The sequence below is a fragment of the Curtobacterium sp. MMLR14_002 genome (assembly GCF_001864975.1).
GTDB lineage: Bacteria > Actinomycetota > Actinomycetes > Actinomycetales > Microbacteriaceae > Curtobacterium > Curtobacterium flaccumfaciens.
The window spans coordinates 60,386-83,916 of record NZ_MJGT01000052.1 but is presented as its reverse complement, the minus strand read 5'-3'; the positions used below and the strand labels follow the sequence as shown (position 1 = coordinate 83,916).

General features: G+C 72.8%; 28 protein-coding genes. 12 read left to right on the top strand and 16 right to left on the bottom strand.

Annotated features, from left to right (window positions below; translation table 11 throughout):
• The first annotated feature begins 169 nt into the window (after window positions 1-169).
• A complete protein-coding gene (locus BIU91_RS08725; protein ID WP_084740916.1) occupies window positions 170-1,417 on the top strand; it encodes a hypothetical protein in 1,248 nt (415 codons plus the stop codon).
• Window positions 1,418-1,558: 141 nt separating this feature from the next.
• Here BIU91_RS08725 and BIU91_RS18890 read toward each other — a convergent pair whose 3' ends face one another.
• The 3 genes from BIU91_RS18890 to BIU91_RS08710 form a co-directional block, all read right to left on the bottom strand.
• The gene (locus BIU91_RS18890) at window positions 1,559-2,050 is read right to left on the bottom strand and encodes a pyridoxamine 5'-phosphate oxidase family protein (RefSeq protein ID WP_071405093.1); all 492 of its coding nucleotides are present in this window, start codon (window positions 2,048-2,050) and stop codon (window positions 1,559-1,561) included.
• A 381-nt stretch (window positions 2,051-2,431) separates the two neighbouring features.
• The gene (locus tag BIU91_RS08715) at window positions 2,432-3,094 is read right to left on the bottom strand and encodes a hypothetical protein (RefSeq protein ID WP_071405092.1); all 663 of its coding nucleotides are present in this window, start codon (window positions 3,092-3,094) and stop codon (window positions 2,432-2,434) included.
• 202 nt (window positions 3,095-3,296) lie between these two features.
• Entirely contained in the window at window positions 3,297-4,406 is a 1,110-nt protein-coding gene (locus BIU91_RS08710; protein ID WP_111233255.1) for an LLM class flavin-dependent oxidoreductase, read from the bottom strand.
• A 158-nt stretch (window positions 4,407-4,564) separates the two neighbouring features.
• Here BIU91_RS08710 and BIU91_RS08705 point away from each other — a divergent pair, with 158 nt between their 5' ends.
• Window positions 4,565-5,503, top strand: a complete 939-nt coding sequence (locus BIU91_RS08705) for an SDR family oxidoreductase (protein ID WP_071405091.1) — start codon at window positions 4,565-4,567, stop codon at window positions 5,501-5,503.
• A gap of 179 nt (window positions 5,504-5,682) precedes the next feature.
• Here the strand turns inward: BIU91_RS08705 and BIU91_RS08700 are convergent, their stop codons facing one another.
• A complete protein-coding gene (locus BIU91_RS08700) occupies window positions 5,683-6,474 on the bottom strand; it encodes an NRDE family protein (RefSeq protein WP_071405090.1) in 792 nt (263 codons plus the stop codon).
• Between the two features lie 64 nt (window positions 6,475-6,538).
• Between BIU91_RS08700 and BIU91_RS08695 the strand changes: the two genes are divergently transcribed.
• The 7 genes from BIU91_RS08695 (at window position 6,539) to BIU91_RS08665 (ending at window position 12,171) form a co-directional block, all read left to right on the top strand.
• On the top strand, window positions 6,539-7,807 hold the full coding sequence (locus tag BIU91_RS08695; protein ID WP_071405125.1) for a bifunctional phosphopantothenoylcysteine decarboxylase/phosphopantothenate synthase: 1,269 nt from the start codon (window positions 6,539-6,541) through the stop codon (window positions 7,805-7,807).
• Between the two features lie 81 nt (window positions 7,808-7,888).
• Entirely contained in the window at window positions 7,889-8,287 is a 399-nt protein-coding gene (locus BIU91_RS08690; protein WP_071405089.1) for a hypothetical protein, read from the top strand.
• Window positions 8,284-9,075 (top strand): DUF2071 domain-containing protein, encoded by a 792-nt coding sequence (locus BIU91_RS08685; protein WP_071405088.1) that lies wholly within the window; start codon window positions 8,284-8,286, stop codon window positions 9,073-9,075. The genes BIU91_RS08690 and BIU91_RS08685 overlap by 4 nt, the downstream gene beginning before the upstream one ends.
• Window positions 9,072-9,539 carry a DUF1810 domain-containing protein gene (locus BIU91_RS08680; RefSeq protein WP_071405087.1) on the top strand — a complete coding sequence of 156 codons (468 nt, stop codon included), beginning with the start codon at window positions 9,072-9,074 and terminating at the stop codon, window positions 9,537-9,539. Before BIU91_RS08685 ends, BIU91_RS08680 begins: the two co-directional genes overlap by 4 nt.
• 177 nt (window positions 9,540-9,716) lie before the next feature.
• The gene (locus BIU91_RS08675) at window positions 9,717-10,367 is read left to right on the top strand and encodes a GntR family transcriptional regulator (RefSeq protein ID WP_071405086.1); all 651 of its coding nucleotides are present in this window, start codon (window positions 9,717-9,719) and stop codon (window positions 10,365-10,367) included.
• Between the two features lie 176 nt (window positions 10,368-10,543).
• Window positions 10,544-10,999, top strand: coding sequence for a MarR family transcriptional regulator (locus BIU91_RS08670; protein WP_027466277.1), 456 nt, complete (start codon window positions 10,544-10,546; stop codon window positions 10,997-10,999).
• Window positions 11,000-11,298: 299 nt separating this feature from the next.
• Entirely contained in the window at window positions 11,299-12,171 is an 873-nt protein-coding gene (locus tag BIU91_RS08665; RefSeq protein WP_139196558.1) for a phospholipase, read from the top strand.
• An 88-nt stretch (window positions 12,172-12,259) separates the two neighbouring features.
• Here the strand turns inward: BIU91_RS08665 and BIU91_RS08660 are convergent, their stop codons facing one another.
• The 5 genes from BIU91_RS08660 to BIU91_RS08645 all read right to left on the bottom strand — a co-directional run bounded on the left by BIU91_RS08660 (window position 12,260) and on the right by BIU91_RS08645 (window position 14,917).
• Window positions 12,260-12,568: a hypothetical protein gene (locus BIU91_RS08660; protein WP_071405085.1), complete on the bottom strand. Its 309-nt coding sequence runs from the start codon at window positions 12,566-12,568 to the stop codon at window positions 12,260-12,262.
• The gene (locus BIU91_RS08655; protein WP_139196559.1) at window positions 12,565-13,245 is read right to left on the bottom strand and encodes a hypothetical protein; all 681 of its coding nucleotides are present in this window, start codon (window positions 13,243-13,245) and stop codon (window positions 12,565-12,567) included. Before BIU91_RS08655 ends, BIU91_RS08660 begins: the two co-directional genes overlap by 4 nt.
• Window positions 13,242-13,796: an RNA polymerase sigma factor gene (locus BIU91_RS08650; protein ID WP_027466268.1), complete on the bottom strand. Its 555-nt coding sequence runs from the start codon at window positions 13,794-13,796 to the stop codon at window positions 13,242-13,244. The genes BIU91_RS08655 and BIU91_RS08650 overlap by 4 nt, the downstream gene beginning before the upstream one ends.
• Before the next feature lie 9 nt (window positions 13,797-13,805).
• Window positions 13,806-13,955 carry a hypothetical protein gene (locus BIU91_RS18885; protein ID WP_171907802.1) on the bottom strand — a complete coding sequence of 50 codons (150 nt, stop codon included), beginning with the start codon at window positions 13,953-13,955 and terminating at the stop codon, window positions 13,806-13,808.
• 125 nt (window positions 13,956-14,080) lie between these two features.
• On the bottom strand, window positions 14,081-14,917 hold the full coding sequence (locus BIU91_RS08645; protein WP_071405083.1) for an alpha/beta hydrolase: 837 nt from the start codon (window positions 14,915-14,917) through the stop codon (window positions 14,081-14,083).
• Between the two features lie 180 nt (window positions 14,918-15,097).
• Between BIU91_RS08645 and BIU91_RS08640 the strand changes: the two genes are divergently transcribed.
• Window positions 15,098-15,727 carry an MOSC domain-containing protein gene (locus tag BIU91_RS08640; RefSeq protein ID WP_071405082.1) on the top strand — a complete coding sequence of 210 codons (630 nt, stop codon included), beginning with the start codon at window positions 15,098-15,100 and terminating at the stop codon, window positions 15,725-15,727.
• Window positions 15,728-15,760: 33 nt separating this feature from the next.
• Here BIU91_RS08640 and BIU91_RS08635 read toward each other — a convergent pair whose 3' ends face one another.
• Window positions 15,761-16,144, bottom strand: a complete 384-nt coding sequence (locus tag BIU91_RS08635; RefSeq protein WP_071405081.1) for an MmcQ/YjbR family DNA-binding protein — start codon at window positions 16,142-16,144, stop codon at window positions 15,761-15,763.
• Between the two features lie 141 nt (window positions 16,145-16,285).
• Here BIU91_RS08635 and BIU91_RS08630 point away from each other — a divergent pair, with 141 nt between their 5' ends.
• Window positions 16,286-16,585 (top strand): excalibur calcium-binding domain-containing protein, encoded by a 300-nt coding sequence (locus BIU91_RS08630; protein ID WP_206647623.1) that lies wholly within the window; start codon window positions 16,286-16,288, stop codon window positions 16,583-16,585.
• A gap of 137 nt (window positions 16,586-16,722) precedes the next feature.
• On the opposite strand, the gene epsC is transcribed toward BIU91_RS08630, so the two are convergent.
• The 3 genes from epsC to BIU91_RS08615 all read right to left on the bottom strand — a co-directional run bounded on the left by epsC (window position 16,723) and on the right by BIU91_RS08615 (window position 19,566).
• Window positions 16,723-17,283 (bottom strand): serine O-acetyltransferase EpsC, encoded by a 561-nt coding sequence (gene epsC, locus BIU91_RS08625; protein WP_071405080.1) that lies wholly within the window; start codon window positions 17,281-17,283, stop codon window positions 16,723-16,725.
• A 20-nt stretch (window positions 17,284-17,303) separates the two neighbouring features.
• Window positions 17,304-18,242 (bottom strand): cysteine synthase A, encoded by a 939-nt coding sequence (cysK, locus tag BIU91_RS08620; RefSeq protein WP_027466262.1) that lies wholly within the window; start codon window positions 18,240-18,242, stop codon window positions 17,304-17,306.
• Window positions 18,243-18,528: 286 nt separating this feature from the next.
• Window positions 18,529-19,566: a dipeptidase gene (locus BIU91_RS08615; RefSeq protein WP_071405079.1), complete on the bottom strand. Its 1,038-nt coding sequence runs from the start codon at window positions 19,564-19,566 to the stop codon at window positions 18,529-18,531.
• 144 nt (window positions 19,567-19,710) lie between these two features.
• On the opposite strand from BIU91_RS08615, the gene BIU91_RS08610 reads away from it, so the two are divergent.
• Window positions 19,711-20,220 carry an SRPBCC family protein gene (locus BIU91_RS08610; RefSeq protein ID WP_071405078.1) on the top strand — a complete coding sequence of 170 codons (510 nt, stop codon included), beginning with the start codon at window positions 19,711-19,713 and terminating at the stop codon, window positions 20,218-20,220.
• On the opposite strand, the gene BIU91_RS08605 is transcribed toward BIU91_RS08610, so the two are convergent.
• From BIU91_RS08605 to BIU91_RS08595, 3 genes are read right to left on the bottom strand one after another with little or no spacing between them, the layout of a single operon-like run.
• Window positions 20,187-21,020 (bottom strand): SIS domain-containing protein, encoded by an 834-nt coding sequence (locus tag BIU91_RS08605; RefSeq protein ID WP_071405077.1) that lies wholly within the window; start codon window positions 21,018-21,020, stop codon window positions 20,187-20,189. The genes BIU91_RS08610 and BIU91_RS08605 overlap by 34 nt on opposite strands.
• Window positions 21,017-22,276, bottom strand: a complete 1,260-nt coding sequence (locus BIU91_RS08600) for an allantoate amidohydrolase (protein WP_071405076.1) — start codon at window positions 22,274-22,276, stop codon at window positions 21,017-21,019. The genes BIU91_RS08605 and BIU91_RS08600 overlap by 4 nt, the downstream gene beginning before the upstream one ends.
• Window positions 22,273-23,526 (bottom strand): alanine--glyoxylate aminotransferase family protein, encoded by a 1,254-nt coding sequence (locus BIU91_RS08595; RefSeq protein WP_071405075.1) that lies wholly within the window; start codon window positions 23,524-23,526, stop codon window positions 22,273-22,275. The genes BIU91_RS08600 and BIU91_RS08595 overlap by 4 nt, the downstream gene beginning before the upstream one ends.
• Window positions 23,527-23,531: the final 5 nt, after the last annotated feature.

Sequence of the window (23,531 nt, the reverse complement as noted above, 5' to 3'; positions counted from 1 at the left end):
GCGCGGCACCGACCACCCGCCGGACGCCGAACCCGCCACCCACCGGACGCGACGCGGCGCACACGACGCGGGACGGGCCTCCAGGCGCAGTTCCGGGCGATCCTCATGCTCGGGCCGACTACCCTGGCCGGGTGCCGACCCGACCACCCGAACGCCGAGGAACTCGCGCGTGAGCCGCACCGACAGCGCCGGTGTGGTCGCCGCGGGCACGGCCAGCGGTCGACGACGTGTCCTGGACACCGTGGCTTCCCTGCCGGCGTGGGCGGCGGTCCTGCTCGTCTGGACGGGCGGCCGGGTCCTGTCGACCCTGTGGCTCGCGCTCGCGTACCCGCTCATCGGTCGCGCGCTTCCGGGCAACGCGATCTGGGGCAACGAGCACGGCTTCGGTGCCTTCCTGGTGGCCTGGGACGGGCAGTACTACGAGCAGATCTCGCTGCATGGGTACCCCGACGCGCTGCCGCTGGACGCCGCCGGCAACGTCGCGCAGAACGCCTGGGCCTTCCTGCCGGCGTTCCCCTTCACGATCCGGGCGCTGACCGCCTCGACCGGGGTGCCGTTCGAACTCGGTGCCCCGCTCGTCGCGATCGTCGCCGGGCTGCTCGCCACCTACCTGCTGCACCGCCTGGTGCGGGACCGCGCCGGGCACGCCGCCGCGATGTGGGCGGTCTTCTTCTTCAGCTGCGGTCCGCTGTCGTTCCTGCTGCAGGTCGGGTACGCGGAGAGCATGTTCCTCGCGCTGTCGTTCGGGGCGCTGCTCGCGCTGGAGCGTCGGCGCTACGGGCTCCTGACGGCACTCGGCGTCGCCGCGGCGTTCACCCGCCCCGGTGCCCTGGCGATCCCGCTCGTGCTCGGCGTCGTCGCACTCGTGCGGTGGGTCCGTGCACGGCGCGAGACCGGCCGGGTGTTCGAGGGCTTCCCGCTGCGCGAGCAGGTCCGGGTCGTCGCCGCGGGCCTGACCATGGTCCTCGCCGGGCTCGCCTGGCCGGTGATCGCCTCGCACGCCACCGGGACACCGAACGCCTACCTGGAGACCGAGATGTCCTGGTGGGTGAACTTCATCGGCCGCGTGGACTTCGTGCCGCTGACGCCGTGGTTCCTCATCGCGGGCCGCTGGCTCGGCGTGGGCGGGATCCTGATCGTGGTGTTCCTGCTCGTCGCGTACCCGATCTGGCTGCTCCGCCGGTCGACGCTGCGGCTCGGGCCCACGACGGTGCTGTACTCGGCCGCGTACGCGCTCTACATCTTCGCGGTGTCGCTGCCGATGGCCTCGACCCCGCGGCTGCTCATGCCGCTCGCGCCGCTGTTCGGGTCGCCCGAGCTGGTCGCGAAGCCCTGGATGCGGTGGACCTTCGTGACGGCCGCGCTGGCCGGGCAGCCGGTGCTGGTCGCGGTGCTGTGGCTGCTCGGCCCTCCGTGAGCGGCTGACGCACAGCCCTCGCAGGCGGCGGCACGTCGCCCGCGCACCGCGCACAAGCACAAGCACCGCGCGCGGCGCCCCGACATAACGCGACGCCGCCGTCCGGACAGGACGACGGCGTCACGCGTCAGGCGTCGCGCCTCAGAGCTCGACCGTGCCGTGGTCGCCGGTGTCCGGCTGGCTCTGCTTACCGAGCGCCGCCTTGAACATCTGCACCAGGCTGCCGACCGGCCCGGTGTCCTGGGTCCAGTACTCGACCGAGACCCCCTCGACCGTGAGCAGCCGGATCGACGGGTCCTGGCGGCCCTCGGGGAACCAGGCCTCGGCGAACGGGGACCACAGTTCGTCGACGACCGAGTCGTCCTGGGTCACGGTCGCGGTCCCGGCGATGGACAGGTACCCGCCCTGCGACTCGATCGAGACGTTGACGTGCGGGTTCCGCGCGATGTCCTCGACCTTCTCGCTGCCGTCCTGCACCAGGAACCGCAGGGTCCCGTGGAACGTCTTGTCCTGCACCGCGAGGGGCCTGGCGTGCAGGTTCCCGTCCTCGCTCACCGTGGTGAGCAGGGCCGTGTGGGCGCCGTGGACGATGTCCGAGATGGCGGCGCGCTGGTCCGTCTGTGTGTCGGTCATGGTGCTCCTTTGCGTCATGCGCCCCGCTTCCGCCGACGTGCGACCGTCGGTGCACGGGGCCGTACCGTTCCGACCAGTGTGCCCCTCCGGCGCTGGACGCGTCAGCCCGGCGCGTCGACGTGGCCCGGTCGCGGTCGGCCTGGAGGCCCGGTGCACGCCCGCCACGCCGCCCCCGCCCGGCGCGCGCCGGCCTCCGAGCCGTGCATGCGTGTGCAGGAAGCGACACCACACGCGTCGATCGACAGGTGGAACGTCGTTGCATGCACACGCACCGGATGCGTGTGCATCGAGCGACCGGACACGAGTCGATCGACGCGCGGATCGTCGGAACATGCGCTCGCACGGAACCGGCGGGCGGCACCGTGGGCGGGCCAGCCGGCGTCAGGCGGGTTCGCGGATCGTGGTCTCGACGTCGACGACCTGCGGGATCTTCGGCATCGAGGCGAAGCCGAACGCCACGGGCGGGTCGAGCGGCGCCAGGTCTCCGAGGGGCTCCCCCGCCCAGGTCCCGCGCACACCGGTGACGTCGTGCGCCCCGGTGACGCCGTAGTACTCGCGCCGGCCGTTGCCCGCCGAGCCCGCGGTACCGGACCCGGGCGCGAGCAGCCGTGCCACGGGGTCGATCGCGGCGAGCCAGCGCGGGTCGCGGGCGATCGGCTTCGGGACGATGCGCAGGATCCGGCCGAGCGGCGAGATGCCGCCGACGTCGATCGAGGCCTGCAGCGCCCCGGCGGACAGCTCGAGGCCGCTGGCCGTGCGGCGGGCCCGGACGTCGACGACCGAGACGGTGTCGAAGCGGTAGGTGCCGGAGACGTACGCGGCGACGATCTCGTCGGGCGCGAGCAGCACGCTGGTGCCGTCGGGCAGCTCGAGGAACACGTCCGTGAACGGCCCGAACGGCGAGCGGTCCCACATGCCGACGACGATCCGGACGCCCGAGGTGGTGCCGACGCCCATGATCCGGCCGCGGAACCGGCGTTCGACGACGGAGTCGGAGGCGTGACCAGCAGCGGGACCGGAGGCGTGGTCGGGGCGTGACGACATGCCCTGGACCGTACCCGCGGCCCCCGTGAGCCGATCTCGGCGGCCGCCCCGGGCCTCCCGGCCGTTGCCCGCGCGCCCGTGCCCGACGGAACCGGGACGCAAAACACCGGTGTCCACGCTCCGAACACCCGTGAAGGGTGGTGTGGAGCGCGAACACCGGTGTCTTGCGGACCGGACCGGACCCCGGACGGGCCCGCGACCGTCAGGCGACGGGGACGGGCTGCGCCAGCAGCTCGCGCACGCGGGGTGCGACCTCGGTGCCGTAGAGCTCGATCGAGCGCATCATGTCGGCGTGCGGCAGACGACCCGTGGCGTACCGCATGTCGAAGCGCGAGGCGCCGAGGATCCGCATGTTGCGCGCGACCTTCCGGGCGACGGTCTCCGGGGAGCCGACGTAGAGCGAACCGCCGGCCGACAGGCTCGCGCGGTACCCGGCGACGTCGAGGGGCGGCCAGCCGCGCTCCCGGCCGAGCTGGTCGGTGACGGCCTTGTGGTACGGCCAGTAGCGCTCGGCGGCCTCTTCGTCGGTGGCGGCCACGAAGCCCGGGGAGTGCATGGCGATGGGCTGCTGCGGCAGGTCGAGCTGCGCGAGGGCCTGGCGGTACAGGCGCGAGAACGGGGCGAACTGGGCGGGCTGCCCGCCGATGATGGCGAGGAACAGCGGCAGGCCGTAGGACGCGGCACGGATGACCGACTGCGGGGAGCCACCGACACCGATCCACGTCGGGATGGCGCCGTGCTCGAGCTTCGGGAAGACGTCCTGGTCGACCAGGCCCGCACGCTTCGTGCCGGACCAGGTCACGGCGTCGCCGCCGCGCAGGGCTGCCCAGAGCTGGAGCTTCTCCTCGAACAGGACCTCGTAGTCGCTCAGCTCGTAGCCGAACAGGGGGAACGACTCGGTGAAGGATCCACGACCCAGGATGACCTCGGCGCGGCCGTTCGACAGGGCGTCGACGGTGGCGAAGCGCTCGTACACGCGGACGGGGTCGTCGGAGGACAACACGGTGACCGCGGAGCCCATCCGGATGCGCTCGGTGCTGGCGGCGATCGCGGCGAGGACGACCTCGGGGGCACTCACGACGAAGTCGGCTCGGTGGTGCTCCCCGACGCCGATGAAGTCGACGCCGACCTGGTCAGCGAGGACGGCCTGGTCGACGACGTCGCGGATGCTCTGCGCGTCGGACTGCAGGCTGCCGTCGGCGCGCTCGGTGACGTCACCGAAGGTGTCGAGGCCGAGCTGCAGCGGTCCGATCCGGTCGGGTGCGGGCGGCGGGACGTCCGAGGGACGGTCGGTGCCGAATGCGTTGCTCATGGTGTCCTCCTGGTCGCACTTCCATGCGTTTGCATCAACATAGCACGGCCGCGGCGTGCGCGCACCGGGCCCGGACCGGGGTCGGCGACCGGTTCGGCGGCCGGGTCGGCACGGGCCCGGACCGGGGTCGGCCAGCCCGGACGAGTACGGTCACCCGCATGCCGAACCTCCCCGACCAGACCGGACGCCGCATCGTCGTCACCGGGTCCAACAGCGGCACCGGACAGGAGGCCGCCCTGCGCCTCGCCGGAGCCGGCGCCAGCGTCGTGCTCGCCGTCCGCAGCACCGAGAAGGGCGAGACCGCCGCCGCGGGCATCCGCGCCGTCCACCCCGCAGCCGACGTGGAGGTCCGCGAACTCGACCTCGCCGACCTGGCGAGCGTCCGCCGCTTCGCCAGCGGCATCGTCGACGAGGAACGTCCGATCGCCGTCCTGGTCAACAACGCCGGCGTGATGGCCCCGCCGGAGCGCTTCGAGACCGTCGACGGATTCGAGCTGCAGTTCGGCACGAACTTCCTCGGCCCGTTCGCCCTGACGAACCTGCTGCTGCCGTCGCTGCTGCGTGCGCGCACGCCCCTCGCCGACGGTCCCCTGGCCGAGGCACCCCGGGTCGTCACGATGTCGAGCCTCGCCGCGATCCCCGGCCGGATCCGCTTCGCCGACCTGCAGTGGGAGCGCGGCTACAACGGCTGGCGCGCCTACGCGCAGTCGAAGCTCGCCGACCTGCTGCTCGCGCTGCACCTGCACCGCCTGACGGTCGAGGCCGACGTGCCCCTGGTCAGCACCGCCGCCCACCCCGGCTACACCCGGACGAACCTGCAGGCCGCGGGGCGCTCGCTCGGTCGGTCGAAGCCGGTGCGGTCGAGCAACCGCGCCCTGCCGTTCACCCAGGCCGTCGAGCAGGGCACCGAGCCGCTGCTGTACGCGGCGGTCGGGCCGAACGCCGTGGGCGGCGCGTACTACGGCCCCTCGGGTCCGTTCGGCATGACCGGTCCGACCACCACCGTGTCGATCCCCGGGTCCGCGCGGAGTGCCGACCTCGCCCGCTCGCTCTGGGCCGTCGCCGAGGACCTCACCGGGACGCGCCCGCCGCTCTAGACGAGACGCCTCGCACGGTGCGAGGGGCGTCGCGGCCCGTGCGAGGTTCCGGACGTGGTGCGAGGGGGCGCGGGTCGCACCGAGGACGCAACCTCGCACCACTCGGACGCCCTGCGCGCTGGGATGCGAGCGAGCGGCACGGCCGGGAGGCCCGGGTCCGGTCCGGCACGCCGCCAGCGTCAGGCGCGGTGCAGCTCCACCGCCCCGTCCAGCTTCCCGGGTTCGGTCAGGCGGGCGTGCTGCAGGACGGTGCGGCCCGGCGCGATCGACGCGGCGACGATCGACAGGGTCGTCATGTGCCCCTCGGCCTCGTGCACGTCGCGGAGGATCGCGTCGGGGTGGTCGCTCGGCAGCGCCGCGGACTCCGCCAGCACGCCGAACCAGCCGCCCCAGCCGTCCCCGGCGTCGCCACCGGAGTCCACGGTGCGGAGTTCGTCGAACGGGCCGAGCACCGGCGGGCCGGCCGGGGCGTCGACGGCGCGGAAGGCCTCGAGCCAGCGACCGATGCGCGGCGCCGCGGGGTCGTCGGCCGCACCGTGCGTGACCATGTGGACGCCGGGGCCGAGGTCGGTGGTGCGGACCTGTTCGCCGTCCCAGGTCAGCACCGAGGCGCCCTCGGCCGTGGCGCGCACCAGGTTGAAGGCCCGCGTGGTCGGCAGCGTGCCGTCGTGTCCGGGCAGCAGGTCGTCGGCGACGGCGTCCACCGGCACCACCCCGCGGGTCGTCCACGTGCCGTCGACGCTCGTCACGGGTTCGGCGCGGTTGAGCACCACGGCCAGGCCGGCTCGGTCGGACGCGGCGAGCCACGCACCACCGGCGGAGCGGTCACGGACACCACGGAGGTCCGGGTCGCGGTCCGGCCACCAGGCGGCGGGCGGGTCCCACGGGCGTTCGGGTGACTCGTCCCGCAGGGCGAGCACGGTGACGGGCCACGCGGACCCGGGGTCGACGCGGACGACGACGGTGCACATGCCGTCGATCCTCGCACGTGGCCCCGGTAGCGTGAGCCAGGTGAACGCAGCAGCAGAGCGCGCCCTGACCGTCATCGTGGGTATCACCGGGGGCATCGCCGCCTACAAGGCCGTCGGGGTCGTCCGCGACCTGGTCAAGCGCGGCCACGACGTGCACGTCGTCCCGACCGAGGGCGCCCTGCGCTTCGTCGGGCTCCCGACGCTCGAGGCCCTCAGCCGCAACCCCGTCACCACGAGCGTGTGGGACGACGTCGCCGAGGTGCGCCACGTCGCGCTCGGTCGCCGGGCGGACCTGGTCGTCATCGCCCCGGCCACCGCCGACTCGCTCGCCCGGATGGCGCACGGCCTGGCGAGCGACCTGCTCGGCACGACGCTGCTCGCGACCGAGGCGCCCGTCGTCGTCGCTCCGGCGATGCACCCGCAGATGTGGGAGCACCCCGCGACCCGTGCGAACGTCGCCACGCTGCGTGACCGCGGCGTCCACCTGGTCGGCCCGGTCGTCGGCGCGCTCACCGGCGACGATGCGGGCATCGGTCGGATGGCGGAGCCCGAGGACATCGTCGCCGCAGCGCTCGCCGTGCTCGACCAGCACCCCGCCCCCGCCGGCCGCCGCAGTGCTGAGACCGGCACCGCGGCCAGCACCGGGGCCCGTGGTGAGCAGGGCGACCTGGCCGGCGTCCGTGTCGTCGTCAGCGCGGGCGGCACCCGCGAGCCCTTCGACCCGGTGCGGTTCGTCGGCAACCGTTCGAGCGGCCGCCAGGGCATCGCGATCGCCGCCGACGCCGTCCGTCGCGGCGCGTCCGTGACCCTCGTCGCCGCGAACGTCGAGGGCTCGCTGACCGCCGGGCTGGACGCGACCGTGGTGCCCGTCGGGTCCGCGCTCGAACTCGCCGAGGCCGTGCACACCGCCGCCACCGAAGCCGACGTCGTCGTGATGACCGCCGCCGTCGCCGACTACCGTCCGGCCGAGGTGCTCACCGAGAAGCTCAAGAAGGACGCGCAGGGCGAGCGCATGACGCTCGAGCTGGTGCGGAACCCGGACGTGCTCGCCGACCTCGTGGCGGCACGGCGGACCGGGCAGATCATCGTCGGGTTCGCCGCCGAGACCGAACCCGACCGGGACGCGCGGATCGAGCTCGGGCGCGCCAAGATCAACCGGAAGCCCGCGGACCTGCTCGTCGTGAACCACGTCGGCTGGTCGGCCGGCTTCGAGCGCGAGGAGAACGCGATCGAGGTCCTGGTGCCCGGTGGCGAGGTGGTCCGCGAGACCTCCGGCACGAAGGCCGAGGTGGCGACCGCGGTCCTCGACCTCGTCGCGACCGCACTGACGTGAACGGGCACTGACGTGAACGGGCACTGACGTGGAGAAGCGGCACTGACCTGGTTCCGAGGACCGGCGAGCACGATGGGGCGCATGCGACGACGTGAGCGGATCCGACGTGCCAACCGCACGGCCACCATCCTGGCTGTGATCCTCGGCGGAGCCGGGATCACCCACTTCCTACGCCCGCGCCACTACGACCGGATCGTGCCGGACGCGCTGCCCCCGCGGTTGACCACGCTGGCCTCCGGGGTGGCCGAGCTGGGCATCGCCGCCGGGCTCGCGTTCCCCGCCACCCGCCGTGCCTCGGGGTGGGCCGCCGCGGCGCTGTTCGCGGCGGTGTTCCCGGCCAACGTCAAGATGGCGAACGACCTGCTCGACCACCCCCGCTCGAGCCGAGCGATGCGGCTGATCGGGGTCCTGCGGCTCCCCCTGCAGCTGCCGCTGGTCCTCTGGAGCATGCGCGTCGGTCGGCACGCACCGAAGCCGTGACCCAGCCGTCGTGGACCCGCGCGGCGGTGCCCTTGCTGCACCGCCCGGTCACCCAGCATGCCTGGGAGGACATCCTGTTCGCGCACTGGCGGCACGACCCGGCGTCGCTGCAGCGGCTCGTCCCCCGCGGGACCCGCCCGGACGTGGTCGACGGCAGCGCCTGGGTGGGGCTGTCGGCGTACGTGTTCCGGGAGACTCGGGTGCCGCCGTTCCCGTCTGCCGGGCGGCTCGGCACCATGACCGAGGTCACGATCGAGGTGCTCACGGTGGACGACCAGGGGCGGCGCGGGGTGACCTACCGCACGGTCGACACCGCGAACGTGCCCGCCATCGTGGCCGCGCACGCACTGCTCGGCGTGCCGTACACGTTCGCGCACGCACGTTCCCGTCGCCGCGGTGACGCGGTGGCGCACCGCTCCGTCCGGCACCCGACCCGCGCGCTGCACCCGGTGCGGTGGGCGCGGTCGCTCCGGCAGGAACGCCCGACCGGTGCGGTGCGCCCGAAGCACGCGGCCTCGGTGCGGGTGACCGCCGGCGAGGTCGTCGACACCCCGCTGGCCGCCGAGCTCACCACCCGCGCCGGCATCCACGCGCGGTACCTGGCGCAGACCCTGTTCTGGCAGCGACAGCACCCGGTGCTCACCACCCGTTCGGCCACGCTCGACCGGCTCGAGGGGGACCTGCCCGACGCCGTCGGCATGCCGGGGTTGTTCGACCGGGCCCCGGACTCCCTGCTCGTGGTCGACCGCACGACCGTCCGGTACGGCTGGGGCGGGGTCGTCCGGTGACGGGCGCACGCTCCGACGCTCAGGCCGACGACCCGTTCGACCTCGACCGCTTCGTCCGGGCCCAGCAGGGTGTTCACGACGTCGCGCTCGACGAACTGCGTCGGGGCCGGAAGTCGTCGCACTGGATGTGGTTCGTGTTCCCGCAGCTGGCCGGCCTGGGGCGGAGCGCCACGGCCGTGCGCTACGCGATCACCGGGACGGACGAAGCCAGCGCCTACCTGGCACACCCGGTGCTCGGGCCCCGTCTGCTCACCGCGGCCGACGTCGCACACGACGCCCCCGCCCGCTCCGCCGACGCCCTGCTCGGGGGCATCGACGCGGTGAAGCTCCGGTCGTCGATGACCCTCTTCGCCCGGGTCGCGACCGACCCACAGCCGTTCGTCGCCGTGCTGGACCGCTGGTACGACGGCGCCGAGGACCCGGCCACGCTCCGCTTGCTCGGAGAGCGCCCGGAACACGAGTGACGCGCGCGACGCACGCGACGCACGACGCGCGTGACCGGCATCTGAACGTCCACACTGACACGCGCTGAGCCGACCGCAACGCCGTTGTCATATCAGGTACGGTGATGCGAGCACGTGCGATGTCGACCGTGCCCGTTCGCCCGGCGCCCCGACGCCGCCGCCCCCGAAGGAGAACGCATGCCGGTCCCCCGCAGCGCCCCGACCGAGCACCAGCTGCTCCGTGACACCGTCCGCCACAAGATCCACGACGCGATCATGGACGGGACGCTCCTGCCCGGGGAACGGCTGAACGACGACGAGCTCATCTCGTGGCTCGGCGTCTCCCGGACACCCATCCGCGAGGCCCTGAGCCAGCTGTCCCGCGCCGGCCTGATCGAGATGGCCCCGAACCGGTACACCCGGGTCACCACGCCGGACCCCGCGGAGGTCATCGAAGCGATGCAGACCCTCGGCGTGCTGTTCGGCGGCGTGGTCCGGCTCGCGGTCCCACGCCTCGGTTCGGCGAGCCGGAAGAAGATCCTGGCCCAGCTCGACAAGACGATCACCGAGCTCGAGGCCCACGAGGTCGCCGCCGTCAACCACGACGCCCTCGACGTCTTCGCCCTGTACGTCGCCGAGTGCGGCAACGAGAACCTGCAGCGCGTCTGCCGCGACACGATGGACGGCCTGGCGTTCCGGCTGCGACTGCCGAACCTCGACGAACTGGTCGACTGGGACCGGATGACCGAGGACTTCCGGCGTCTCCGGGCGGCGACCGAGTCCGGCGACAACGTCGCGGCCGAGCTCGCGACCGAGGCGATCCACCAGCTGCCGGGCGAGAAGCACTGAGTCCACCTGTACCGGCGTACAGGAACCGACCGTCTCGCACACGCGAGGCGGGCGGTCGACGCTCCACGGGCCTCCCGGTCGGCGGCCCGGCCACGCGCGTGACGCTCCCAGTCCCGGGGCCGCGCGGACCGATAGCATCGCTGGCGACCACCTGAACCAGGCACCCGGAGCAGCACATGAACCCCCGCCCGACGGACCGTACCGAGGTCGCCGCACGCCTGGCCGCCGCGGTCGGTCGGATCAACCGACGGGCCCGCACCGACTCGGCCTCGCTCGGGTACGGCATCGTGTCGGCGCTCGCGTCGATCCAGCGGCACGGACCCCTGCGCCCCGGCGACCTGTCGCGGATCGAGGTGGTCACGAAGCCCACGATGACCCGCATCCTGACCGAGCTCGAGCAGCGCGGCTTCATCCAGCGCGAGGCCGACCCGCGCGACGGCCGGGCGTTCATGGTGACGGCCACGCCGGAGGGCATCGAAGCGGTCGAGCAGGCCCGCGCGAACCGCACCGGGATCGTCGCCGAGCTCATCGCCGAGCTCGACGAGTCGGACGTCCAGGCGATCGCCGGTGCCCTGGCCGCGCTCGAGCGTGTCGCCCAGGGCGAGCACGCCCAGGAACCTCACACCTTCTAGGCCTCGTAGGACCGTTACCGAACCGTTACCAAAGCGGTGGACGGACCGTTCTGCCAGCGTTCCTGGACGCGCTGCCCAGTCTGACCGGTCATGGTGTCGGCTCCGCCTGACCGCGGCCACCCCACGGCTGCTCCCGGCGGACGGACGGGCCCCACACCACCGTCCGGTCCTCACCGGCTCGAGGACTCCTCGTCGTCGCCGACGGTGTCACCGACACCGCCAGCCTCCGGCGTGCCCGCACGACCTCGGTCGCGCGAGCGGGAGCCCCTCCCCCACCGAGCCGCCGACCTGCGGAACCGATGCGACACACCCCTGAGCTCCCCACCACGACGGCCTCGACCCGACGTGAAGCCCTGAACACCCCCACCCGCCGGATGCGTCGGGCCCTGCGGCACCGCGCGACGCTGATCGCCGGCGGCGCGGCGGTCCTCGCCGTCGCCGGTGGCGCCCTGACCGTCGGCACGCAGCCCGCCATCGGCGAGGCCCTCGGCATACCGACGGGCACCCCGAGCGCCTCGGCGACCGCGGAGCCCGCCCTGCGCGGCACTGCGCTCGACCGCGCCCAGGCCGCCGCCACGATCACCACGGCGAAGACCGTCATGCAGACCGCGAACCACAAGGTCGACACCTCGGCGCTCGAACAGCGCGTCGACGCCCTGAGCGACTACCCGGACCTGTCCGGCGCTGCGCTGACGAACCGCATCTCGACGACGGTCGCGTCGACCACGCACGTCGCGCAGGCCAGCGCCACGCAGGACAAGCGGGACGTCGATGCGAAGGCCGCGGCCGCAGCGAAGGCCGCAGCCGAGCGGAAGGCTGCCGCCGAGGCAGCGGAGGCCGCCCGGAAGCTCGCCGCCGGCAACACCGTCGCCGGCGCCAAGGCCACGGCGAGCTCGCTCGCGTCCTCGGAGTACGGCTGGGGTGCCGACCAGTTCCAGTGCCTGGACAACCTGTGGACCAAGGAGTCCGGCTGGAACTACCAGGCCGTCAACGCGAACGGCGGCGCGACCGGCATCCCGCAGGCGCTCCCCGGCTCGAAGATGGCCACGATCGCCGCGGACTGGCGCACCAACGCCACCACCCAGATCACCTGGGGCCTGCAGTACATCAGCTCGGCGTACGGCACCCCGTGCGCGGCGTGGGGGCACTCGCAGGCGCACAACTTCTACTGATCGGCGCGGGTCGCGACGGCGACCGGCAGACGGACGGGAGGCCCGTGGCGGATCCGCCACGGGCCTCCCGTCGGTTGCGTGGTCGCGGTCAGCCCACCCGCGCGACGCGCACGTCGACGCGGCTGAGCGCCAGGCCGTGTGCCGCGGCGGTCGCCAGGGCGACGTCGTGGACGGCGCGGGCGACCTCGGGGGCCGGGCGGAAGCCGTCGGTGCCGATGACGACGCGAAGGGCGTCGTCGTCGACGACGATCCGGAGCGGTCCGGTGCTCGTGGCGATGCTGCGGACCGCCTGCACGGCGCTCGCGACCGTCGGGCGGGAGCGGTACAGGTCGGTGACCCCGGGGACCTCGAGGACGACGGCCTCGATCGCGGCGAGGGTCTCGTCGGTGGTGCTCATCGGGCCTCCTCCCGGTCGGTGCCGGGCTCGTCGGTGCCTGTTTCGTCGGTGCCGGGCTCGGGGTCCGGCAGCAGGTCGCGGACGACGACGTCGATCGCCTCGACGAGCAGGTCGGTCTGCTCGGCCAGGGCGCCGGCCACGGCGACGCGGACCAGCTCGGCAGTCGCGGGGATCGACGGCCCGGACGCGATCGCGATCTCGACGACGACCCGGATCGGGGACGCGAGTTCGGTGACGTCACCGTCGAGGTGGCAGCGGGCCACGAGCACGCCCGGGACCTCGTCGCCGGTGCGGCGGATGAGGGACCGGATGGCGCCTTCCGTCATCACGGGGCGCTCGGTCTCGGACAGGGGGCGGAGCGGGACGTCGCGACCGGAGCGGGACTCGATCGAGATGTTCGCCAGGACGCCGCTGATCCAGGACTCGTCGGCCGGGGCCTCGTCGCGGGCGGCCGCCTCGAGCGAGCGGAGCGACGCGTGGCGGACGCGGATGATCGCGGCCAGGGCGTTCTGGCAGGCGGGCGAGTCGTCGATGCTCGGGTCCGCCGGCTGCATGCCGGCGTCGAGGTAGTCGGCGAGTTCGTCGATCGAGTGGCCGTCGAGGTCACCGCGTTCGAGGGCGTCGAGTGCTTCGGGGCTGTCGGGCAGGTCCGGCCGGATGCCGTCGTGGTCGGTCATCGCCATCCCTCCATGAGTCGGATCATGTTCTTCCTCGCTCGGGACAGCAGTCCCCGGACCGTCGAGGGTGGCAGGTCGAGTTCGGCGGCGATCTCGTCGTACCGGTACTCGAGCACCTCCTTCATGATCCAGCACCGTCGTTGGGCTTCGGGCAGTTCGGCCAGCGCACGTTCGACCGCGTCCTCGCGCGAGCGCGCCTCGGCGACCCGGTCGGGTGCGTCGTCGGCCGGCGCGGCGACCTCGAGCTCGGTGACGTCGTCGTGGACGCGCCGCGCGCGGATCCGGTCGAGGCACTTCCTGCTCAGGATGCGCATCAACCACGACTTCACGCGTGCGAGGTCCTCGAGGGAGTCGAGGCGGTCCCACGCGGTGATGAAGGTCTCCTGCACGACGTCGTCGAGTTCGTCGGTGGAACCGAGGGTCCGACGGGCGTAGGCGCGGAGCAGCGGGGTGTGGCGACGGATCAGGACCTCGAAGGCCCGGACGTCACCGTCGGACGACCGGCCGGCGAGGACCGCGTCGTCGAGCTCGGCGAGGGACTGGTGGTGCACGCGTTCCTTCTACCGGTGGTGGATGGTGAACGGCTGGGTGCGTCCGCAGGCCGGCACGACCTTGAACGGTCCGGCGGGCCGGGCGGCGAGCGAGCGGACACGCGCCAGGGCGAGCACGTGTGCGGGGGCGTTCCTGGGGACTGCAGCGGTGCGGGTCACGTCGGCTCCTCGTGGTGTGGTCACCGATGGGACGTGCGTCGCACCCGATTCGTCACACACGACGTCGGGGGCGCAGCCGGACGGTTCCGGTGCGCACCCCCGGACGTCGTGCGTGTCGGCTCGTCCTACTGCTGGATGAAGGCGAGCAGGTCGGGGTTGATGACGTCCGCGTGGGTCGTCAGCATCCCGTGCGGGTAGCCCTCGTAGATCTTGAGCGTGGCGTTGCTGAGCAGCTCGGCCTGCTTGATCGCGGCGGCTTTGTACGGCACGACCTGGTCGTCGTCGCCCTGCGTGACGAGGACCGGGACGGAGATCGCCTTGAGGTCCTCGGTCTGGTCCGTCTCGGAGAACGCCTTGATGCCCTCGTAGTGGGCCAGGGCGCTGCCCGTCATGCCCTGGCGCCACCAGTTGGCGACCACCGGTGCGGACACCTCGGCGCCCGGCCGGTTGAAGCCGTAGAACGGCCCCTCGGCGACCGCCTGGAAGAACTCGGCGCGGTTCGCGGCGAGTGCGCTCCGGAACCCGTCGAACACCGAGATGGGAGTACCTTCCGGGTTCGAGTCGCTCTGCACCATGATCGGCGGCACCGCGGACACCAGGACGGCCTTGGCGACCCGTCCCTGCGGCTCGCCGTACCGGGCGACGTACCGTGCGACCTGGCCACCACCGGTGGAGTGCCCGATGTGGACCGCGTTCTGCAGGTCGAGGTGCTGCACGACCGCATCCGTGTCGCTCGCGTAGTGGTCCATGTCGTGACCGGTGCCGATCTGCGACGAACGCCCGTGCCCGCGGCGGTCGTGCGCGATCACCCGGTAGCCCTTGCCCAGGAAGAACAGCATCTGCGCGTCCCAGTCGTCCGACGACAGGGGCCATCCGTGGTGGAAGACGATCGGCTGCGCGTCGCGCGGTCCCCAGTCCTTGTAGAAGATCTCTGCCCCATCGCTCGTGGTGACGAACGCCATCTCGTGCCTCCCTGATTGTCTGTTCCACTCGTGACGCGGGCTGGCCGCTGCCTCCACGTCGGCGGGAGGCCGGAACTTGCTCACCGTAGTTCCGAGGGACGCTCAACCGCTAGCGCCGGTGTGTCGCTCTTGCTCGGGCGCGGCTTGGTGCACGGGCATGCGTGCGCCAGAGTTGGCTCCATGTCGCTCGTCACCGCCGTCTGCCGCGTCGACCGCCTGCTGCCCGACTCCGGCATCATCGGCGTCACCGCCATCGACAAGCGCCCGGTCACCGGCAGCGTCCGGGTCCGGCCGCTCGGCCTGCGCGCCGACGTGCAGGCGAACCGCAAGTACCACGGCGGTGTGGACCAGGCCGTGTACGCCTACGCCGACGAGGACGCCGCGTACTTCGCCGACCTGCTCGACCGCGAGGTCCCGCCCGGCCTGTTCGGCGAGAACCTCCGCACCAGCGACATCGACGTCACCGGGGCCGTGACCGGGGAACGTTGGCGGATCGGCGACACCCTCGTGCTCGAGGTGACGGTCCCCCGCACACCCTGCGGCACCTTCGCCCGGCGCATGGGGATCGACGGGTGGGTGAAGCGGTTCGCCGACGAGGGGCGGCCGGGGGCGTACTTCCGCGTCGTCAAGTCCGGTTCGGTCGCCGCGGGTGACCCCGTCGAGGTGATCCACCGGCCGGAACACGGGGTGACCATCGGCGAGATCTTCGGCGATCTAGCACCCGATCGTGCGCGGGCCGTGCTCGAGTCGGGCGAGCGCCTGGCGCCGAAGGTCGTCCAGGACCTGTCGAAGGTCGCCGCGCGGGCCTGAGCCGGTCGAGCCAGTCGGGCCCGTCGAGCCCGATCAGCTCGGCAGCAGGCCGCGCGAGGGGTCGATCGGACGCTTCGCCACGGGCAGCCCGGCGACCACCAGGTCGTAGGCGTTCGCCACGAGGTCCTCGACCAGGGTCTCGTCGATGCCGTTGCCCGGCGCCAGCGTGATCCAGTGCCGCTTGTTCATGTGCCACCCGGGCGTGATCTCGTCGTGGTCACGCACGAGCGCTGCCCCGTGCGGCGGCGCGCACTTGAGGTTCACGATCGGGGTCCCACGCACCTCGGTGACCATCACGAACATCTTGCCGACGACCTTGTAGACCACCGAGCCCTCGCCGAACGGCTGGGTCTCGACGGCCGCCGGCAACGCCAGCGCCGTGCGGCTCGCGATGTCGTGCAGCTGCTCGCCGTCCATGTGACCAGGATGCCTCAGGCCGCCGACAGCGCACCCCGTTCGGGGGCAGGTCATGAGTGTCGATCACGTCGTAGGATCACCACGCCGCGCACCCGACGCGGCGGTCGCTCGCGCGATCACCACCAGTTCCAGGGGGAACCCGTGCGCATCATCCGTACCCTCGGCATCGCCGCCGCCACCGCCGTCCTCGCGACCACCGTCGTCGTCGGCGGGACCTCGACCGCGCAGGCCGCTCCGAAGTCCTACGCCAACTGCACCGCGGTGCACAAGGTGTACTCCGGCGGCATCGCCAAGAAGTCCGTCACGAAGAACAAGGTCGTCTCCGGCGGCAAGACCACCTACCGTGCGCTCAAGGGCACGGTGAAGAAGGACGACGCCCTGTACAAGGCGAACACCAAGCTCGACCGCGACAAGGACGGCGTCGCCTGCGAGAAGAGCTGACGCTCCCGCTCGCTCGGTGACACCGGCAAGACACCGGTGTTCGCGTCCTGAACACCCGCACACCGCGGTGCGATGCGCGAACACCGGTGTTTTGCGTGCCCGGCGCCCGCGGCCGTGCCCGGCGCGGCGCGAGGCGCTCAGAGCGTCGGGACGCCCTCGTGCCCGGAACGGGGACGGGGAGTCCCGGCGACGCCCGTGACGACCGACCCCGCCGGCACGTCCTTCGTGACCACCGTGTTGGCACCGACGACGGAGTCCGGACCGATCGTGATCGCCCCGATCAGCGACGACCCGGCGCCGAGCACCACGCGGTCCCCCACCACCGGGTGGCGTCGGGCTCCCGGCCCGTGGTCTCCGCCGCGTCCGCCGAGTGTGACGCCGTGGAACACGAGCACGTCGTCACCGATGACCGAGGTCTCGCCGATCACGACGCCCATGCCGTGGTCGATGAAGAACCGACGGCCGATGCGCGCGCCGGGGTGGATCTCGATGCCGGTGGCCGACCGTGCGACCTGCCCGAGCAGGCGGGCCGCGAACCGGGACCCGGGCAGCCCCTGCGCGTTCCAGAGACGGTGGGTCACCCGGTACGTCCAGATGGCGTGCAACCCGGAGTAGACGATCGCGTTCTCCAGGTCGCCCCGGGCAGCGGGGTCACCGCGACGTGCTGCGGACAGGTCCTCCCGGATGGTCCGCAGCACGCCTCGTCGAAGAGGACGACTCACGCAGTGAGCCCCTCGAAGAGCACCGTCGACAGGTAGCGCTCTCCGGTGTCGCACACGATGGCGACGATCCGCTTGCCGGCGTTCTCGGGGCGTGCGGCGATCTCGAGGGCCGCGTGGATGATCGCGCCGGACGAGATGCCCGACAGGATGCCCTCCTGCGTCGCCAGGGCACGGGCGACCCGGAGCGCGTCGTCGAGCTCGACGTCGAACACCTCGTCGATGACGCTCTGGTCGAGGACCTCGGGCACGAAGTTCGCGCCGATGCCCTGGATCTTGTGCGGACCGGCCTTGCCCTCGGTGAGCAGGGGCGAGTCCTTCGGCTCGACGGCGACGATCTGCACGCCGGGCACGCGCTCCTTGAGCACCTGCCCGACACCGGTGATCGTGCCGCCGGTGCCGACACCCGCGACGAACACGTCGACGTGTTCCTCGGTGTCGCGGAGGATCTCCTCCGCCGTGGTCTTCCGGTGGATCTCGGCGTTCGCAGCCGTCTCGAACTGGTGGGCGAGGATCGCGCCGGGGGTCTCCGCGACGATCGACTCGGCCTTGGCGACCGCGCCCTTCATGCCCTCGGGCCCGGGGGTCAGGACGATCTCGGCCCCGTACGCACGGATGACCGCACGGCGCTCGACGCTCATGGTCTCGGGCATCGTGATGACGACCCGGTACCCGCGAGCAGCGCCGACCAGGGCGAGGGCGATGCCGGTGTTGCCGGACGAGCCCTCGACGATGGTGCCACCGGCCTGCAGCGCACCGGAGGCCTCGGCGGCGTCGATGATCGCGACGCCAAGACGGTCCTTGACGCTGGCGCCCGGGTTGTAGAACTCGAGCTTCGCGAGCACCTCGGCGCCGCCCGCCTTCGGCAGCCGGTTCAGCTTGACGAGGGGGGTGTTGCCGAACGCCTGGGAGATGTTCTCGTAGATGGTGCCGCTCATCCGGTCCGTCCTTCGCAGCTCAGGTCGCGCATCGCTCTTCCTGGAGGCGCGGTGTGCGCCCGATCCTAGCGACCGGACCCCAGGCGGTCCTGTCCGTGACGGCGCGTGCGCGCCCGGCAATTGGTCCACACGCTGTGGACCAATTGCCGCTTCCTCGGGCCATGCCTCCGAGCACCACCGCGAAAGCGACAGATGCCCGCGGAAGGTTCACCGTGTTCTGTCGCTTTCGCGGGAGTGACCACGACCAGCGCCGAGGAGAGTCGCTTTCGCGGCTCGCCCCACCGCGTCAGCGCACGAACGCCGTCCGGGCGAACCGCTCGTCGGTCGCCTCGAGCACCCGCAGCACGTTGCCACCGGCCAGCGCCCGCAGGTCCGACTCGCCCCAGCCGCGTCGGACGAGCTCCGCCGCGAGCACCGGGTACCGCGACACGTCCCGCAGGTCCGGCGGCAGCACCGGGGTGCCGTCGTAGTCGCCGCCGAGGCCCAGGTGCGCGACACCGGCGACGTCGCGGGCGTGCTCGACGTGGTCGGCGACGTCCGACACCGTGACCAGGGGCGGTTCGCCGGACATGCCCGACTCCTCCCAGTCCGCCCACGCCCGCGACACGAACTTCGGCACGAACGTGATCATCACCACGCCACCGTTGTCGGCCAACCGGGCGAGCACGTCGTCGGGCACGTTCCGCGGGTGGTCGTCGATCGCGACGGTCGACGAGTGGCTGAACACGACGGGCCGGGTCGCCACGTCGAGGGTGTCCCGCATGGTTTCCGGGGCGGTGTGGGACAGGTCGACGAGCATGCCGATCCGCTCCATCTCGGCGACGATCTGCCGCCCGCGGTCGGTCAGGCCGCCGTGCGCCCGCTCCCCGGTCGCGGAGTCGGCCCAGGGGGTGTCGTCGTTGTGGGTGAGCGTCATGTAGCGGACGCCGAGCCGCGCCAGGGTGCGGAGGACCGCGAGGTCGTCGCCGATCGAGTGCCCGCCCTCGGCGCCCAGCAGCGACGCGATCCGGCCGGAGTCGACGGCGGCTCGGACCTCGGCGGCGGTGCGGGCGAGCGCGAGGTCGTCGGGGTAGCGCTCGATGATCCGGTGTGCGAGGTCGACCTGCTGCAGCGTCGTCGTCACGGGGTCCGGGTCGTCCGCGGGCACGAACACCGACCAGAACTGCCCGACGACGCCGCCGGCGCGGAGCTTCGGGATGTCGGTGTGCAGCGAGTCGGTCTCGGTGTCGATGCCCTCGACGCCGGAGTCGTGGCTGTCACGGCGCTCCCAGGGCAGGTCGTTGTGGCCGTCGATGACCGGGAACGGGAGCGCGTCGAACGTCATCCCCCGACGCTACCGCCCGCGCCATCGTGGCTAGGCTCGAACCGTGCAGCCCGTCACCCTCCGCACCGAGCGACTGGTGCTCTCGGTCCCCGAGCTCGGCGACGCCGACGACGATCGGTCCGCCCCGACGGTCTGGCCGACGTCGTGACCGTCTCGTTCCGGGTCGTGACGGAGCTGCCGGTTCCGCCGGAGCGCGCCTTCGCGCTGTCGCTCGACATCGGCGCGCACGAGCGATCGATGGCCGCGACCGACGAACGCGCCGTCGCCGGGACGACGGCCGGCATGATCGGCCTGGGCGAGTCCGTCACCTGGCGTGCGCGGCACTTCGGGATCGTCTGGCGGATGACGAGCAGGATCACCGCCTTGGAGGCGCCCCACCGCTTCGTCGACGAACAGGTGCGTGGGCCGTTCGCCCGGTTCCACCACGAGCACCGCTTCGAGCCGTCGGCCGGCGGCACGCGCATGGTCGACACCATCACGTTCCGGGCACCGCTCGGCCCGCTGGGCCGCCTGGCCGAGGTGCTCGCGCTGGCCCGGTACATGCCGCGGCTCATCGCCGACCGCAACGCCTCGCTCGCCGCCGAACTGCGTGCCGAGCTGCGCGCCGGGTCGGACGGCGATCAGGGCGCAGCGAGCTCCCCCAGAGTGTCGTAGGCGGCGGCGACGGCGTCGACCCGCACCCGGCCACCGGGACCCGAGGCGTCGTAGACGTCGTTCGTGATCGCTGCGACGACGGCGAACAACGCGGCCATCGAGTCGAACGCCGACGGTGAGTCGACCGGGCAGAGGATCGCGGTGGCGGCGGGAGCGGCGATGACCGCGGCCGTCGGGTCGCCGAGCACGATGACGTCCGCCCCGGAGTCGACGCAGTGCCGGACGATCCGTTCGACCCCGGCGGTGTGCCGACGAACGGTCACCAGGACGACGAGGTCGTGCCGGTCGAGGTCGGCGACCTCTTCGCCGAGTCGCTGCCCGGGCGACGGACCGACCCGGACGTCGGACCGCACCTGCGCCAGCTGGGACCGCAGTTGCAGCGCGATCGGGTACGCGCCGCGTTCACCGAGGACGAGCACCCGGCGGGCCCGGACGATCCGACGGGCCAGTCGCGGGCGGTCCGCTCGGCCGAGGGATGCGAAGGCCGCGTCGAGGTTCCGCGCCTCGACCGCGCGCTGGTCGACGTGGGCGGCGTCCTCGGCGACCCAGGGCAGGCCCGAGCCCCGTGCGGACATCAGGTTCTGCCGGACCTCGGCGGCGTCCTGGAACCCCAGCGACCGCACGAGTCGCGAGACCGTGGCCTTCGAGGTGCCCGACTCGGCCGCGAGTTCGGCGGAGGTGCCGACGAGCAGGAGTTCCGGGTCGTGGCGGACCATGGCGGCGACGCGTCGTTCGGCGGGCGAGAGCTGTTCCCAGACGGAGTCGATCCGGGCGCGGACGTCGGGGCCGGCGGTGCTCATGCGCGGGCCACCCGGTCGACGGCGACGGCCAGGGCGTCGAGGCCGAGGGCGATGTCCGGCGTCGACACGAACTCGTCCGGGTGGTGGCTGATGCCGTCGGGGTTGCGGAGGAACAGCATCGCGACGTCGGTCACGAGCCCGAGCGACATCGCGTCGTGGCCGGCTCGCGAGAACAGCTCCATCGGCACGGTCTCGCCCGTCGACACGATCCCGGCGCGGACGGCGTCCATCAGGCGGGGCGAGCAGAACACCGCGGGCGCACGGTGCACCTCGGTCGGGGTGACACTCACCCCGCGCCGTTCACCGATGAGCGTGAAGGCCTTGGTGAGTTCGTCCCAGACCTCGTCGCGCTCGTCGTCGAACTCGCCGCGCAGGTCGACGGAGAACCGTGCGAGCCCGGGGACGACGTTGACGGCTCCGGGCTCGACGGTCATCGTGCCGACGGTGCCGACCTGGTGCGAGGCCCGGCAGATGCGTTCCACCGCGAGCGCGGCCTCGGCGGCGGCGAGCAGGGCGTCGTGCCGGCGCTCGTAGGGGGTGCCGCCGGCGTGCCGGGCCTCTCCCACGGCCTCGACCGAGAACCGGCGGGCACTCGCGATGCTCGTGACGACCCCGAGGGCCTGCCCGGCCTGTTCGAGGTACGGCCCCTGCTCGATGTGCGCTTCGAGGTAGCCGACCACCGACGCCGGGTCGACCGCGGCGTCGCCGACGCGCTCCGGGTCGAGGCCGAAGTCGGTGAAGGCCTGTCGGAGCGTGACGCCGTCACCGTCGGTCAGGTTCCACCAGGCGTCGTCCCAGACCCCGGCCACCGCGGACGACCCGAGCAGGGCCTTGCCGAAGCGCGTGCCCTCTTCGTCGGAGAACGCGATCACCTCGAGCGCGACGGGTAGCGGACCGTCCGCGGTGAGCCGAGCGGCGGTGCGGATCGCCATGAGCACCCCGACGACGCCGTCGTACCGTCCGGCGTCCACCACGGTGTCCAGGTGCGAGCCGAGCAGCAGCACGGGGGCATCGGACGTCGCGCCCGCGGCCCGGCCGTGCAGGTTGCCGGCGGCGTCCTGCCAGGTGGACAGTCCGGCGTCCTGCATCCAGCCCGCGACGAGGGCGTTCGCCCGGGCGTGCTCCGGTGACAGGTAGACGCGGGTGATGCGGCCCGGTTCGGCGCTGAAGGCGGCGAGCTCGTCGCACCAGCGGGCGACGAGTTCGGCGTCCGCGGTGCCCGCGGCGGTGGCGTTCAGGACGGGCACGGCGCTCACGCGAGCACCTCCGCCCCGGCGGGAGCGACCGCTGCGGTGTCGTCGCGGAAGACGTCGAGGGCGGCATCGACACCGCCGCCGTGCGGGACCGCGTGCCCGGCCCGGCGCAGGGTGTGCTCGAGCGCGGCCAGGGTCGTGACCACCGTGTCCTTCCGGGCGTTGTAGCCCATGGCGCCGATGCGCCAGACCCGTCCGTGCAGCGGCCCGAACGAGGTGCCGATCTCGATCCCGTGGTCGTCGAGCATCGCGCCGCGCACCTGGTCGCCGACGACGTCGGACGGGATCTCGACGGCGACGACGTTGTGCATCTTGTGGGCGACGTCGCCGAAGACCGGGAGCCCGAGGGCCTGCACCCCGGCGAGCATCGCGCGCCCGGCGGTCTCGTGGCGGGCGACGACGGCGTCGCGGCCTTCCTCGAGCAGGATGCGGGCGCACTCGTGCGCGGCGTAGAGCATCGAAGCGGCCTCGGTGTGGTGGTTCAGGCGGCGGGGGCCCCAGTAGTCGAGGATCATCGCGAGGTCGAGGTAGTTCGAGCGGATCGGTTCGTCGGCGACGTCGTCACCGGGTTCGCGGATGCCGGCCTCGACGCTTCGCCGCTCGTCGAGCACGGCCACGGCCTTGGGCGACAGCGTGACGGGCGCACTGCCGGACGGGCCGCCGAGGCACTTCTGCAGCCCGGCGCTCACGGCGTCGATCCCCCAGGCGTCGACCTCGAGCGGGTTGCCGCCGACCGTCGCCGTGGCGTCGGTGTAGAGAAGGACGCCGTACCGCTCGCAGATCGCACCGAGCTCGTCGAGCGGCTGGTTCATCGTGGTCGAGGTGTCGCCCTGCACGACCGCCAGCACCTTCGGCCGGACACGGGCGATGGCCGACTCGATCGCGGACGGCGTGAAGACCTGACCCCAGTCGGTCTCGATGGTGTGGACCTCGGCCCCGGCACGGCCGGCGATCTCGGCGAGCAGGTGCCCGAACCGGCCGAACACCGGCACGAGCACGCGGTCACCCGGGGCGAGCAGCGACACCAGCACCGCTTCGATCCCCGCGCGCGAGGTGCCGTCCACGAGCAGCGTCGCGTCGTTGCGGGTGCCGAACACGCGGCGGTAGAGCGCCTGCGTCTCGTTCATCGTCGAGGTCATCCACGGGTCGTACTGGCCGACGAGCGGCGTCGACAGCGCACGGAGCACGCGCGGGTCGGCGTCGATCGGACCGGGCCCCATGAGGAGACGGGCGGGTGGGTTCACTGGGAGCATGCTGG